Origin of the sequence: Microvenator marinus (assembly GCF_007993755.1) — a bacterium.
GTDB lineage: Bacteria > Myxococcota_A > Bradymonadia > Bradymonadales > Bradymonadaceae > Allomicrovenator > Allomicrovenator marinus.
In genome coordinates this window covers 348,599-361,729 of record NZ_CP042467.1, presented here as the reverse complement: position 1 = coordinate 361,729, position 13,131 = coordinate 348,599, and the positions used below count along the sequence as shown (strand labels likewise).

Annotated in this window: 14 protein-coding genes; 6 read left to right on the top strand and 8 right to left on the bottom strand. The window is 54.0% G+C overall.

The genetic code is table 11. The features are described from left to right. Window positions 1–10: 10 nt before the first annotated feature. Window positions 11–634: a BMC domain-containing protein gene (locus tag FRD01_RS01495; RefSeq protein ID WP_146956976.1), complete on the bottom strand. Its 624-nt coding sequence runs from the start codon at window positions 632–634 to the stop codon at window positions 11–13. 52 nt (window positions 635–686) lie between these two features. Here FRD01_RS01495 and FRD01_RS01490 point away from each other — a divergent pair, with 52 nt between their 5' ends. Continuing rightward, a complete protein-coding gene (locus FRD01_RS01490; protein ID WP_146956974.1) occupies window positions 687–1,616 on the top strand; it encodes a matrixin family metalloprotease in 930 nt (309 codons plus the stop codon). On the opposite strand, the gene FRD01_RS01485 is transcribed toward FRD01_RS01490, so the two are convergent. After that, complete coding sequence (locus FRD01_RS01485; RefSeq protein ID WP_146956972.1) at window positions 1,579–2,100, bottom strand: hypothetical protein; 522 nt, start codon at window positions 2,098–2,100, stop codon at window positions 1,579–1,581. The genes FRD01_RS01490 and FRD01_RS01485 overlap by 38 nt on opposite strands. Before the next feature lie 4 nt (window positions 2,101–2,104). After that, window positions 2,105–2,608 (bottom strand): hypothetical protein, encoded by a 504-nt coding sequence (locus FRD01_RS01480; protein ID WP_146956970.1) that lies wholly within the window; start codon window positions 2,606–2,608, stop codon window positions 2,105–2,107. 153 nt (window positions 2,609–2,761) lie between these two features. Here FRD01_RS01480 and FRD01_RS01475 point away from each other — a divergent pair, with 153 nt between their 5' ends. Further along, window positions 2,762–4,816, top strand: coding sequence for a mechanosensitive ion channel family protein (locus FRD01_RS01475; RefSeq protein WP_146956969.1), 2,055 nt, complete (start codon window positions 2,762–2,764; stop codon window positions 4,814–4,816). Here FRD01_RS01475 and FRD01_RS01470 read toward each other — a convergent pair. Together FRD01_RS01470 and FRD01_RS01465 are read right to left on the bottom strand one after the other, a co-directional pair. Further along, window positions 4,813–5,202, bottom strand: a complete 390-nt coding sequence (locus FRD01_RS01470; protein WP_146956967.1) for an SRPBCC family protein — start codon at window positions 5,200–5,202, stop codon at window positions 4,813–4,815. The two genes, FRD01_RS01475 and FRD01_RS01470, sit on opposite strands and share 4 nt — an antisense overlap. A 64-nt stretch (window positions 5,203–5,266) precedes the next feature. Further along, window positions 5,267–6,283: a penicillin-insensitive murein endopeptidase gene (locus FRD01_RS01465; protein ID WP_146956965.1), complete on the bottom strand. Its 1,017-nt coding sequence runs from the start codon at window positions 6,281–6,283 to the stop codon at window positions 5,267–5,269. Window positions 6,284–6,390: 107 nt separating this feature from the next. On the opposite strand from FRD01_RS01465, the gene FRD01_RS01460 reads away from it, so the two are divergent. The 4 genes from FRD01_RS01460 (at window position 6,391) to FRD01_RS01445 (ending at window position 9,636) form a co-directional block, all read left to right on the top strand. Further along, entirely contained in the window at window positions 6,391–7,134 is a 744-nt protein-coding gene (locus FRD01_RS01460) for a hypothetical protein (RefSeq protein ID WP_146956964.1), read from the top strand. 90 nt (window positions 7,135–7,224) lie between these two features. Continuing rightward, window positions 7,225–7,554 carry an SCP2 sterol-binding domain-containing protein gene (locus FRD01_RS01455; RefSeq protein WP_146956962.1) on the top strand — a complete coding sequence of 110 codons (330 nt, stop codon included), beginning with the start codon at window positions 7,225–7,227 and terminating at the stop codon, window positions 7,552–7,554. A gap of 70 nt (window positions 7,555–7,624) precedes the next feature. Next, complete coding sequence (locus FRD01_RS01450) at window positions 7,625–8,758, top strand: CaiB/BaiF CoA transferase family protein (RefSeq protein WP_146956960.1); 1,134 nt, start codon at window positions 7,625–7,627, stop codon at window positions 8,756–8,758. Continuing rightward, a complete protein-coding gene (locus tag FRD01_RS01445) occupies window positions 8,755–9,636 on the top strand; it encodes an NAD(+)/NADH kinase (protein ID WP_146956958.1) in 882 nt (293 codons plus the stop codon). Before FRD01_RS01450 ends, FRD01_RS01445 begins: the two co-directional genes overlap by 4 nt. A gap of 6 nt (window positions 9,637–9,642) precedes the next feature. On the opposite strand, the gene FRD01_RS01440 is transcribed toward FRD01_RS01445, so the two are convergent. From FRD01_RS01440 to lgt, 3 genes are all read right to left on the bottom strand, one after another. Further along, the gene (locus tag FRD01_RS01440; RefSeq protein ID WP_146956957.1) at window positions 9,643–10,353 is read right to left on the bottom strand and encodes an SPOR domain-containing protein; all 711 of its coding nucleotides are present in this window, start codon (window positions 10,351–10,353) and stop codon (window positions 9,643–9,645) included. A gap of 67 nt (window positions 10,354–10,420) precedes the next feature. Continuing rightward, window positions 10,421–12,280 (bottom strand): hypothetical protein, encoded by a 1,860-nt coding sequence (locus FRD01_RS01435; protein ID WP_146956955.1) that lies wholly within the window; start codon window positions 12,278–12,280, stop codon window positions 10,421–10,423. Beyond that, window positions 12,277–13,131 carry a prolipoprotein diacylglyceryl transferase gene (gene lgt, locus FRD01_RS01430; RefSeq protein ID WP_146956953.1) on the bottom strand — a complete coding sequence of 285 codons (855 nt, stop codon included), beginning with the start codon at window positions 13,129–13,131 and terminating at the stop codon, window positions 12,277–12,279. Before lgt ends, FRD01_RS01435 begins: the two co-directional genes overlap by 4 nt.

Genomic DNA, 13,131 nt, shown 5'->3' with positions numbered 1-13,131 from the left:
CTAAGTTGATTTACTTCTTAAATTCCACACCCTTGACCGACTCTAGGGCCGACATTGCGGCCTCTGCCGCAGCATCGATTTCAGCTTCTGAGCCGCCCAAGTAGAGTCGCCCGAACGCCCCGTACGGACGCACATCGATCAGCGAAATATTCGCTGCCTTCTCGGCCTCATTTGCCGCGAACGCCGCATATGCAGCAGGCTCGGTCTCGAGGATGAAAAGACTTTGTCCCGGAAGCAACATCATGCCTGCCGAGTTACGATTGATAATCTGGCTCTGATAGGGCTCCACCGAGCGAATCACCTGATTGGAAACCACGCGTGGCTTGTAGCGCTCTTCTTCCTGCATCCCCAAGAAGTCGAGAATCGCCGCTCCGGCCTCAAGCACATTACCCTGATCGTGGTCGTGCACCTCAAGGAGCCCGAACGCACGCTCGACCACCTGAACCGCAGGAGCAACGCGAGTTGCCTTGAGCGCGCGGTCAGTAATCTGGTTAATGGCAATACCTGGAGCGATCTCAACAAAAAGGCTCGCCACGTGTGGTACGGGCAGAAAGCCCCTCGCAGTCTTCCCAATATAACTGGCCAATTGGGGCTGAAGATCATCGAGGAAAATATAGGTGCGCAGTGTTACCATGTTATTCGCTTGATATCGGGCTTAAGGACTCTGTCTCGGAATATCTCATCTAATGGTCAACGCTCTAGCATATAGCTTCGCTTTTGGGCAACCAGCCTTATGGCTTACGCTGGCCCTTTTTTCTAGCGATGCCCTCGCCTCCGTTCCAGAGTGCCAAACTCAACCACTCCAGGGCAGCTTCACGAGTCCCACAGGCTTAAGATTCGAGGGAACACCCCCAAGCGGACTCAGTTCGAATGACGTTGAACGCGAGCTCTCAGAAGCGCTCAACACTTGGAACCACGTGGGATGTGCCCCAGAATTAGAATTTGGTTCGGGGGCGCCCGTAAAATTCGTGGAGGAGGACCCTTGCTTGCCGAGTGGTCTGCTCGCCTTCACTGTCTACGCATGCGGTGACTACCCTTTCGGGACAATACTGCTCAATTCCCGCGATTACGTGTGGCAGGCCAAACCGAGTCCGCTCGCGCCACGAGACGCTGAAGGGAGATTGAAAGTCGACCTTGGAAGTGTGTTGGTCCACGAAATCGGGCACGTCTTGGGGTTGACTCACGTCGAAGAATCACTGGCCACAATGGCGGCCTCTTATCTGACCGACGGCGGCCAAGAGTCTTTGGCAGCCGTGGATAAACTAGAGCTTTGTAAGCGATGGGACGCTCCACTCGAAGAGTGTAGTCTAGACAGCGATTGTCAGTTTCAAAGCTGTGTTGTGGCAGAGTCGCGTTCGGCGTGTGAAGAAGAGCGAGGAGAGCCTGGCGACTACTGTAGTCCCGATTTGCAGATTTGTGCTGAGTGCATAATCAGCGATACCAAGACGCTGACTGGCTACTGTGGAGGAGACTGTGCGGAATGCCCCTCTTTCATGCACTGCATCGACGATGCCTGCCGATACCCTGAGCTTCCTCAAGACAATTCATGTGCCGGAGCCTTCCCAATTTGGCTGGTGTTCATTCTTCGAAGGCGATCGCTTCGAGGAATCGGTTGAACACGCGGAGATAGCTATCAAAACGGCGGGAATCAAAGAAGCCGCTGATAAGCCAGTAGTCTTCTTTGTTCTCGAACTCGGCGATGACCAGGCGATAGGCCCCAGTTTCTGCCAGAGCAAGATACGTTGTGGTCACCCCAGAAACTCCCGTTACACCAGTCATTGCTCCACGACTTTCGACTTTCAACCCGGCGTGTCTCAATTGTGTGTGAAAAGACTCAGAGAAGAGAACATCGGCTTTCTCGTCTTCGAGGTCGAGCCTTCGAACCTCAATGATCACGTCGTTTTGAACCGGTGGAATGTAGCTCACCACGATTTGTGACTCACCGACTTGCCGGCTCCAGCCGGCTGGCGTTTCAAAGACCAAACCTGAGTCCCGATGTGGCTCAGAATCCTGCGCTTGAAGCCCAGGGGCCAAGAGAACGAGCACACCAAGAAAAACAAAAGCCCGGGCGAGCCGGGCCAGGTGGGAGGCGGAGGACATGGGGTTATCCCTTGAACTTCATGTTCGTTACGACACTCTGAAAATCCGGAAGATACGTGTCTTTTTCCACGTCTTGCATATAACCAACCACAATCCACGCAGTGTTTTCGCGAAGGAATTGAAAGATTACGACTTCGAGAGTCACGCCTGAGTGAGTGAACTTGTATGAAGTCTGAGTCCCTTTATGCTCCCCGATTGTGACTTCTGCTCCTGCCGACACTTCCTCAAAATTCGACTCCTTGAGAGTCTTGTGGAAGGTCTTAAAGAACACATCAGCCACATCGGTTGTAATCAGCTTGGTGCCGACCACTTCGATTTGGGACTGAGAACCACGATGCTTAAAGTTCGCGACGGCTTTATCGTTCCCTTGAGCAACCTCCCACTTCGCAGGTGGTGTTACCGTGACGCCAAACTCCTCGTTCTCAACGGGGGTAGCATCTTGCGCGTATGCGACGGAAGAAAGAGCCGCACACATCAGGAGGGCTATAAACAGGCGGACAAGCTTCATGCTATCTCCTCAAAATTCGTTAGGTACAGAAACCCGGTGTTCATGCAGGCCTTATATCAGCACGTTTAGTCATTCGCAACAAGTCCACAATGGCCTCGTTTTCGAACTCATGATACATGACGGTTTCTAGTTAGCGATTGGACGAAGGGAAGAATGCTCGCACGGTTCCTAATCTTTTTTTGGTGTATGGTCTTTGCACCTTCTGTGCTCGCCCAAGTTCCAAAACTACCCGAGACTAAAGCGGAGGAGATTCCCTTTAAACTCGCTGAAGGGACTGATTTTAGTACTTCTTGGGAGACTTCAAAACAGAAGCTCAAGGACGACTACTCAAAACTCTTTGAACAAGAGGTCCGAGTCCTCGACTCAGAGGTCGACAACGCCATCCTCGATCTTGCGAATGAGTACTTCTCGCACGTTTGGGAGCGCCCTTTATGGGTGAACCTTGTCGACTATACACCAGTCTTCCTAATCATTCTTTTGCTCATTGCCCTCGTGTGGGGCCTTGATCGCGCTATCCTCGGCTATCTCTGGCGAAAACAAGCCGTCATAAAGATTCACGGCATCGATTGGGTCAACAACCTCACACGGGCGAGCGTCGTCCTTGGCGGCCGGCTCGCGCCAGTCCTGGTGATTTGGGGTCTGATCCTTTTTCCAATCCAGCCCCTCTTTAGTCACGCAAAGTGGACACTCGCGCTCGGAGCTATCGCCCTGCCCTGGCTCATCTTTCGTGCACTACAAGCGTGTGTGGTCGGGCTTTTTGGCTTCCGACTCGTTCGTGTTGCCGACGAAAGCGCAAGGAAAATTGCTGAACCGGTACTCTGGCTCGTTCGAGTAGGCTTTTGGGGGACCGCGCTTCAGCGAATTGCTGCTGCACTCGAGTGGCCAAGCGTCATCACAGACTGGCTGGCGTTCATTTCGTTCCTTGGCGTGGCTCTAACATTCCTCGCTGTTGCGCGTATTCGCGACGAAGTCGTCGAGCTTCTCGGCGGTGCCCCGGACTCAAAATACGGGGCATCCATTCGCCACCGAGTTCGGAGGTACTTCTATCCAACGGTGGCTGCCACCGTGCTCCTCTTCGTTCTGGCAGCGTTCGGCTTCGGCCGTGCTTCAAGCTTCATCCTCTTTCGTGCCTACGGCGCAATCTTCATCATTTCAGCCGCAGCCCGCATGGGAGTCTGGCTACAAGAGCGCGTCAAAGAGCGCGTGGCAAAAGCCGAATCTCGAGACGAATCAGAGCTCTTCTCTTCCATTGGAAGCATGCTTCGGCTCGTCGCGTACTTCGCCATGGTCATCCTCGCCCTCAAGCTTCTGATGCTTTGGGACCCGCTAATTACCTTACTGAGCGTCGATCTCTTTAGGCTCGGAAAAGTCGGACTCACGCTTGTTGATCTCATCGACGCGAGCGTCGTGGTCATGTTGGCGATTCTGGCCGGAAAGGTGCTTCGTGCCCTTCTCATCACCACGGTCTTTCCAAAACTCGGTATTGAAGTCGGCGTCAGCTACGCAGTCAACACCCTCTTAAGCTACGCGTTTTTCGTTGTAGGTGTACTCGTCGCCTTGGTCATTCTCGGGGTCGATTTCACGTCCTTAACCGTGGTGTTGGCAGCACTCGGCGTGGGAATCGGACTTGGTTTGCAATCGCTAACCGAGAACCTCGTGTCGGGATTTATCCTCCTTTTTGGCCGCTCGGTGAAAAAGGGTGATGTGGTCACCGTCAACAACGTCTACGGTCGTGTGGAAGACGTGGGGGCTCGAAGCGTCGTCGTTCGCACACCCGACAACGTGGACATGCTCATCCCCAGTAAGAATCTCGTCAACGGCGAGGTCATCAACTGGTCGTATCGAGACCCCACGATTCGTGTTCACGTTCCGGTCGGTGTGTCGTACGCCTGCAAGCCTCGCGAGATCGAGGAAATACTCCTCGACGCCGCAAAGGAGCATCAACAGGTCTTAAAAGAGCCCGCGCCTGAAGTTTGGCTAGTCGGCTTTGGCGACAGCTCGGTGAATTTCGAGCTCCTCGTCTACATCGACTTACGCTTCATCACACAGCGCAAGTTGATCGGACAGCTCAACTACATCATCTGGGACAAGCTCACAGCAGCCCACGTTGAGATTCCATTCCCTCAGCGAGACATCAATCTGAGAGGCTCGGAGGCGCTGGAGAAACTCGTTAAGGCTATTTCCAAGGAGGATGGCAAAGAGGACTAGGTGGCCAAAAGCTGAGCCGCACGGTCTAAAAAGTCACCCACGCCATGTCGAACTTCGCGCGAAACGATCGGCCCAAACGCTTTCGCCATAATCTTGGGCACAGGCAGGCTCACCTCTAGGGTCTCATTGTACTCGACTTCGACCCCCGATTCCCTTTCTCTCACGACGACCTCGCCACTCGACCGCATGTTTCCTTCCAGGGTTCGCCAACTCGACCGACTAGTTTCGGGAGAATACTCAACGGTGTAATCACCTTGAAACGTAATCCCGAGCTCGGTCTTTGGAATCAGCACCCAACGCCAGACATCTGGGCGCTCCTGTGTCCCCGACTCCAACTGGCTCATCGCTTCCTTGAAGCGCTCAGGATTAAAGAAAAAATCCCGCACCTCATCTACTGGACGCTGAACAAAAAAAGTTCGCGAAGCACTACCACTGACCCACGCCATATTTTTACCTGCAGTTGCGGTCTACTTTTCCGCACGTGAAGCGGATATGCCAATGGTCATCATGCCCACGTGAGTGACGGATGATTCCCTTGCTGGACGATGCCGGCGCTGGATATTGCAGTATGGGCTCCAGCGCTTCAGCGGTATATCCAATGCTCAACGCATATTCGTGCATCTTCTTCTGCAGCTGATAGTCCACAAAAATATACTCGACGCGTCCTGTGTCGATGAGCATCTTGAACATGTGCCAATTCTTGGCCGCATCAAAGGTCTCAATGGTCATCGCCCGAAAGCCGACAGGGACGTTTCCTCGATGGTAGTAAGAAAGGTCCACATCTCGTCCCGATTGGTGGCTCTTATGCGGACGCATGCGACCGCCTGACTTAAAGCTGATATCGCCGATCTCAAGGTCAGGCGCGTCGGGCCAGCGAGCCTTGACGTCATAAGCTGCTGCTTCGAGCAATCTAAGCGTATCTTTGGTTCCGTAGGCGCGGGCCACGTTGCGCACCCTCATCCCGGGAACCGACTCCATTGCCACTCCGTTGTAGAGCCGACCTTTGTTTGCTAGCCCCCATGACACCGTCTCTCCGCCGCGCCCTGGAATATGGAGGCGGATTTGCTGGCCGATTTGCAAGCGTCGCGGGTTCACTCGTCGGTTCCACTTTTGAACCTGCTTAATCGTCACTCTATGGCGCTTCGCGATGCTCTCGAACGTATCCCCACGCTTCACGATATGGACAACAGGCAGCGCCTTCTTAGGCTTCTCTTCAACTTTTTCGCTGCTCTTAACCACAATCTTGTCCCCAGGTTTGACCTCCGGGGATTCCATCTTGTTCCAAGATGTTATCTCGCCTACGCCCGAACCGAATTTCAAGGCAATGCTACCAATATTATCCCCAGGCTTGACTGTGTAATAGACCGTATTTGCCGGGTCCGTTGACCCTTCTACGGTAGAGGTCTCGGCCCACGCGTTGGCAGAAATCGAGAAAACTACACAAATCAGGATTGTCTTAAAAATCATCAATTCTCCGCGGCTCCAATCCGACCGGTAGGGTTAATGAATGCGAGCGTAAGAGTCAAGTCGCCTACGGACTCGACACTGCCGCAACCCACCTGTAAGTATTCGTCATGCGCGTTCTAATCTTCATCGTTTTTGTCATGCTACCTGCTTGGGCACAGGCTCAACCTCGGTTTGGGGTAGAGGTAGGATTTGGTCAATCCGGAGGAATGACCTCGTACATAGATAACGTGACACATCTTCAAGATGAGACGATTTACCTCGCCGACGAGCCCGGAAGTAGCGGACTGGCTGTGATCGCGGCATTTGTGTTCGAGGACCTCGCGATTGAGCTTGAAACCCGCTGGTTCGCTCGCGAGGAACTTATCTTGCACCACCGTGGTAGCGAGAACTTCGATAGCACTGGCAAGGTGCGCCCAGATTTCAGCGTGGATGACGCGGGGGTTGATTACGTAGAGATCGACGAGAGGAGAATTGCAATTCCAGACAGATCGCGTGGCCAACTCTTTGTGGCGGCCGCCTCAGGTGTCTTCAGATGGTACCTGATCGAAGGCGACTTTAACCTCTTCATCCCATTTGGACTTGGTTTATCGATGACCCATATCTTTGAGCCAAATCAGCCTTATGTGTTCGGACTGAAGGGTTTTTCCGGGGTTACAGGAATGTTCGACGTATCCGGCCCAATCGCGATGTATGCAAACTTAGGAGTTCACGCGCTCATCACCCCATCCTATCGACGGCAAGACGATGTGACCCGCTCAAGCGCCGCCGTGGGAGAAAGCACACTAGAGTCCATGATCTCGACCTTCTCCTACGCTTCCATTTCGATCGGCTTCCAGTTCACCGTGCGCTGATAGCAAGGGCTTGCCCTGAGGCACTTCGAGTGATATCACCCGCTCTAAGTTAGTGTTTGCTTACTCTCACAATCCAAAGAAGGAGAACGTATGTCAGATTTGACCTCGACACAGATTTTTGAATCCGCACTTCCTGAGAAACTCGCTTCAGATCCAGCAGCTTCTAGCGCCAACGCAGTCTTCCAATTCAACATCACGGGTGACGACGAAGGTACATGGACCGTGGACCTCACCAAAGACTCGGATTGGGTTTCGGCTGGCGCCAGTGATGACGCTGCATGCAAAATCACCATCGCTGGAAAAGACTTTGTAGACCTTTGGACCGGAAAATTGAAAGGCCCTCAAGCGTTCATGATGGGCAAACTCAAGGTCGAAGGAAATATGGGCCTCGCGATGAAGCTTCAGTCATTCCTCGGCTAAGACCCGCCGATTCTCGCTACAAATCATTGGGAGAATCCTGTTATGCTCCAGCTTCTTGAATGGAGGCTTAATGGAGCATTTTTTTCTTGAAGGGGTCCGAGTCTTAGATTTTTCAAGACTCTTGCCTGGCCCCTTTGCCACACTTCTACTGGCCGATATGGGGGCCGAAGTCATCAAGATCGAAGATCCCAACGGTGGAGACTACGCCCGCTACTACCCGCCCTTCATCAACGAGTCGGGCGTTTTCTTCGAAGCGATCAACCGCAACAAACGTTCGGTTACGCTGAATCTCAAAGCCCCTCAATCTGCTGACCCGATTCGACGCTTGATTCAAAGCGCCGACGTGATCGTTGAATCGTTTCGACCTGGTGTCATGGATGCGCTTGGGCTCGGATACGAAGCTGTCAAAGAGCTCAAGCCCGACATCGTCTACGTGAGCATCAGCGGATACGGTCACAGCGGTCCGAAAAGCCGCGACGCCGGGCACGACCTGAACTTTCTCGCTCTCTCAGGACTGCTAGACCAAAACCGTAGCCGCAACACAGTGGTCCTCCCCGGCTTTCAAGTCGCCGACCTCGCAGGAGGAGCACTATACGCAGCGATGGGCGCCCTCGCCGCTCTATTCAAACGAGAACGCAGCGGCGCTGGGGCGTTTGTGGACGTGAGCATGACCGAAGGAGCCATGAGTCTACTTGCGCCGCACTTCGCCACCCACGCAGCCAATCGGGGCTCTGAGCCCGGTAGCGGGATGCTCGATGGCGGAATTGCTGCCTACAATATCTATCAAACCAGTGATGGCCGCTTCCTCGCGGTTGGAGCCCTTGAGCCCAAATTCTGGGCAGGGTTTGTGGAAGCCGTCGACCCGTCGCTAGTGAACTCCGGTCACTCTGAAGGAAATCGAGAGAATACCGAAGCTGTGGCCTCTGTGATCCGTTCCAGGACGCTCAGTGAGTGGACTGAGATCTTCGCCGGGCTCGATGTGTGCGTCGAGCCGGTTCTAAGCCTCGACGAAGTCCTCCTTCATCCCCTTCACCGAAGCCGTGAGGCGTTCTTTGAATTGAACGGAGTGAAACACTTGAAGTCCCCATTGACCCAACGCGAAGAACATCGTCAAGCTCCGGCGCTTGGAGCGGATACGGACCAGATATTCTCGGAACTCGGCGTCAACGTGGCTGAATTGCGATCAGCGGGAGTGTGTCTATGAGGATTCTACTTGCTCACAAAACAAGTAAGCTCGAAACCTTGATGGAGCACCACTCAGCTGAGCTCGAGGCCCTGCTGCGCAAGAAGGACCCCAGTGTTGCCACGTTGAAAGACGCACACCAAAGACATCAGGGAAATCTGGAAAAGACCATCGAGACTCTTGAAGCACTTGCAGACGTCAAACTCACCGTTTTGCCTCGTCATAAAGTAGATAAGATCGAAGGTTTCGACTTGGTCGTGGCGGTGGGTGGCGACGGCACCGTGCTCGATATCTCCCACAAGATCCAAACCACGCCGCTCTTAGGCGTAAACTCAGATCCGGTTAAGTCGGTCGGTTATTTTTGCGCCACGGATGCCATGCACTTCTCAAGTGTGTTGGCGAAAATTCACGCCCAAGACCTCGTTCCGGCAAAATTGATGCGCTTCCAGGTTGCCATCAATGGCGTGGTCAATTCCTACCCGATCCTCAATGATATCTTGATCGCGCATGAAAACCCTGCGGCTGTTACTGACCTCATTCTCTCCCTCGGCGAGTTCCCACCAGAAACGCAAAAATCCAGCGGAGTTTGGGTGAGTACCGCTGCGGGCTCCACAGCGGCGATTCGCTCGGCAGGAGGCTACGTGATGCCTCTCGAAAGCCGCGATGTTCAGTATCTCGTTAGAGAGCCCTGCCCTCCACATATCGGCGCGTATCGCCATCTCAAAGGGATTCGCCCCTTGGAAGCAGCGCCACAGTTCACGTCCCGAATGGAGGCTGGCAGAGTCTATCTGGACGGCCCCCATGTGTCCCAACCGCTCAATCTTGGAGATGTGGTCTCCCTTGAAGGTAGTGCTCCCGACCTGAGTATATTTGGACTTTTGGAGAAGAATCGCGACTAAGAGCTTCTAGATCCCAACGACGATTGCGGAGATCTCATTCTCTTGTTCAAGCTTCGCGCGAAGTGCATCGGCCTCAGATTGGTCGCTAAACGCGCCTACTCGAACCCGATAAACTTTCGAGCCGCCTTCTGTGGCACTGATCAGATGTGCGTCCAGACCCAGCGCTCGAAAACGTTGCAGGTCGCGCGTAGCAGCCGCCCTCGATGAGTGTAAGGCAGCTTGAAGCGTGTACTTTGGTGCCGCTATTTCGACAGGGGGAGCAACTTCAACTGGAGCAACTTCAACTGGAGCAACTTCAACTGGAGCAACTTCAACTGGCGGAGCCTCTTGGACTTCTACGATTTCAGCATGTTCAGTCTTAGCAGGCGCGATCTCGAACTCGAGCGCCTCGCTTACCTCAATCTTCGCGAGCTTTAGGCCCGTTGCCTTGACCACCTTTTCCATGGGCATGGTTGGAATCTCCACTTCTGCCACGTCAGACGTCAAAGACTTGTAGAATGAGAACTCGGTCTTCAACTCTTCAACCGGCGCGTCTGCACGCTTGACTTCGAGCGGAACAGAACGGGTCGATGAGAGGGAAACGAGTGGTGGTGCTGAATCTGATTTTAATAGTCGATGTCCAGCAATTAGTCCTGCGCTGAAAACCAGTGCAAGCAACACTGTCCATTTCAGATAGCGAGAGAATGTGCCTTCGGCTGACTTCTTTTTTTGGCTCATTGTCGGTACCTGCTCCGCGGTTTACCTACATCAACCGTACCATGAGCACCTCACCCGACAATTTTTTTTAGAATGTACAATAGAATCCAAAGAAGTTGCACGACTCGCCGGGACCACATTGCCCTTGGAAAGGCTCACACGTACACGCTCTGAAGATTGGATTGCAAGAGCCTGAGGGGCATTGAGCATCGGATGTGCAGTAGACCGTATCGGACGTTCGGCAAACACCGGAAACACAGTAGGACTCGATAGAGCAATCGAGGTCGTCGACGCACCCCACGCACACGCCTCCATCACACACACCGTCCACACAATCACCATCACCCACACACTCCACACACGTGCGCTGGGCTGTGCAAACCTGATTTCCCGGACAATCGACGTTCGTCAGGCATTCCTCGCACGTCCTTTGTGCAGAGCACACCTCCCCTCCCCCGCAATCAGCCGAGGTCAAACACTCGACACAAGAGAAGGTAGGCGAGCAGACACCGCCGGGACAATCGTTGCTGGTCACACAATCTCGGCATATGCCGGCAACCACATCACAGACTTGTCCAGGACACTGAGCGGCTCCCGTACATTCCACACAAGTGTTATCGCTTGGCCTACAGACACCTGCGTCGCAGTCCGCGTTCTCAAGGCAGGTCACACACCGATTTGATGGTACGTCACAGCGTTGCTCCCCGGCGCAATCGCTATCTTGGCTGCAGCCAACGCACTCGCCTTCCTCACAAATTCCCGCTGTGCAGTCAGGCGTGTCGCGGCACTTTACGCAACTCCTAAGCACACAGAATTCGGAGGCTGGACAATCAGCATCTGCCACGCAGTCCACACACGTCTTAGCCGCTGGGTCACATGCGGGAGCCTCGACGCCACAATCGGCGTTGCCGAGACACTCTACACAAGCATTGGACGCAACGTCGCAAACCCCATCGGCACATTGATCATCCGAAACGCATTCTACACACGTGTTGGTGTTGGTGTTGCAGGCCCCGGTTTGGCACTGACCGTTCTGAACGCATTCAACGCACTCCCCCGCGTTCGTGTCGCAAAACCCCTCCGTACAATCGGAGTTTGAGCCGCACTCCACACAACTAAACTCCACGCACACACCTTCTGGACAATCCCCGTCCCCTTCGCAGTTTGCGCAAACACCGCGATTGACTAGACACTTGCCCGATTCACATTCCGCATCTTCCGTACACTCAACGCAGACCTCACGTTCGCATTTTTCACCGGCGCCGCATTGAGAGTCACTCACGCACTCGACGCACGTCTTTGTACCCCGCAAGTCACAGACCTCGCCCTCAGCGCAATCGGAGTCGCCGAGGCACTCCTGACACAAGCCGGTGGTCTCGTCACAAACCTCGGCACAATCAGTGTCTTGGGTGCACTTGGCCACACAGTCCGCAACCGCAGGGTCACAAACGAAATCTGGTTCGCAGGTGACCGCATCACAAGGGTCCGATTCACACACAAGCTCTTGTGGGTAGCATTGACCGCTCAACTCGCCTTGAGACCCGCAAACAAACCCGAATGGGCACGCACCACTTGCGCACCCCACCACGCAAAAGGAATCTCCCAGGGGACTTTCGTAACATTGACCGTCTGGGCACTCATTATCAGTCGAACACGGCAGACAGAGTGCTGGGGCGATCGGCTGGCAGGTTGAGTTCACACACGCGCTGAGCTCAGAGCAGTCTTGTGGCGATTCGCATTCCGCGCCCATTTCTTCAGTGTCCAGACCAGCGTCCGAACCCTCATCCATCTCGGCATCTTGCCCAGAAAAATCTGCCGGAATCTCGCCTGTTGCGCATGAAGTGGCGAACACGAACCACAAGAGAAAAAAGATGCGAACCACATCGACCTCCAAATCACTTATCCAATGTTTGAAGTCTACGTGATCGCTAGGAAATCTCCAACTCATGAAGCGCCCGGAGCTCCCTTGCCAGTGATCCAATTCGCTGGAGGTGCTCGACGAAACGACCAAACGAGTACAACACTACCCACCATCGCCGAAGGTATCGAAAGCCATTGGCCCATCGTGAGTACAGTTCCCACTTCTATACCTTCAAACTCCTTGAAGAACTCAAGGAAGAACCTGCCCCCGAAATAGAGAACGATGAACAGTCCACACAACAACCCTCGCGAACGCTTCTCTCCTAGCCGCCTGTCCACAACCATAAGCAGGCCAAACACGAGGAAGAGCCAAACCGCCTCATAGAGCTGTGCGGGATGACGAAGCAACAACGCTTCAAAGTGCCTCGGGTCAACTTCGACACCCATGCGCTGCTCATAGCGCGGAAAACGCACGCCCCATGTCTGGTCTGTGGCTCGGCCAACAATCTCTGAATTGAAGAAGTTACCGATTCGAATCAGCCCACCACCCAATGCCGATGTAAAAGCCATGCGGTCGCACATCTCCACGAACGATTGTTTTCGCCATTTCGCATAGAATGCAAGCGCGAGTGCCATGGCCACCCAGGCACCGTGGCTGGCCAACCCGCCTCGTTGCACATCAAGAAACACCCACGGATTTTCGAAGAAAGTTTCTGGTTCGTAGAACACGAGATGAGCAAGGCGACCGCCGAACCAAGTGGTTACGATTCCAATTCCAAGCATCCAGTTCGCGTCGGCTTCGGTCCCGCCCCCGCGCACAACCTGCCACCGGTAAAGCCCCCATCCACTCAAAAACACCACGATGAAGAGTAGTGAATAGTAGCGCAGCTCAAAACCACCCAAACGGATAAAGGGCAGAATCTCCCAGGTCAGCTCCAT

Bases quoted from the DNA above. Each gene is read 5' to 3' on its own strand.
- FRD01_RS01495 (WP_146956976.1), bottom strand. From the start codon at position 634: ATGGTAACACTGCGCACCTATATTTTCCTCGATGATCTTCAGCCCCAA.
- FRD01_RS01490 (WP_146956974.1), top strand. From the start codon at position 687: ATGGTCAACGCTCTAGCATATAGCTTCGCTTTTGGGCAACCAGCCTTA.
- FRD01_RS01485 (WP_146956972.1), bottom strand. From the start codon at position 2,100: ATGTCCTCCGCCTCCCACCTGGCCCGGCTCGCCCGGGCTTTTGTTTTT.
- FRD01_RS01480 (WP_146956970.1), bottom strand. From the start codon at position 2,608: ATGAAGCTTGTCCGCCTGTTTATAGCCCTCCTGATGTGTGCGGCTCTT.
- FRD01_RS01475 (WP_146956969.1), top strand. From the start codon at position 2,762: ATGCTCGCACGGTTCCTAATCTTTTTTTGGTGTATGGTCTTTGCACCT.
- FRD01_RS01465 (WP_146956965.1), bottom strand. From the start codon at position 6,283: ATGATTTTTAAGACAATCCTGATTTGTGTAGTTTTCTCGATTTCTGCC.
- FRD01_RS01460 (WP_146956964.1), top strand. From the start codon at position 6,391: ATGCGCGTTCTAATCTTCATCGTTTTTGTCATGCTACCTGCTTGGGCA.
- FRD01_RS01455 (WP_146956962.1), top strand. From the start codon at position 7,225: ATGTCAGATTTGACCTCGACACAGATTTTTGAATCCGCACTTCCTGAG.
- FRD01_RS01450 (WP_146956960.1), top strand. From the start codon at position 7,625: ATGGAGCATTTTTTTCTTGAAGGGGTCCGAGTCTTAGATTTTTCAAGA.
- FRD01_RS01445 (WP_146956958.1), top strand. From the start codon at position 8,755: ATGAGGATTCTACTTGCTCACAAAACAAGTAAGCTCGAAACCTTGATG.
- FRD01_RS01440 (WP_146956957.1), bottom strand. From the start codon at position 10,353: ATGAGCCAAAAAAAGAAGTCAGCCGAAGGCACATTCTCTCGCTATCTG.
- FRD01_RS01435 (WP_146956955.1), bottom strand. From the start codon at position 12,280: ATGAGTTGGAGATTTCCTAGCGATCACGTAGACTTCAAACATTGGATA.
- lgt (WP_146956953.1), bottom strand. From the start codon at position 13,131: ATGGAGCTGACCTGGGAGATTCTGCCCTTTATCCGTTTGGGTGGTTTT.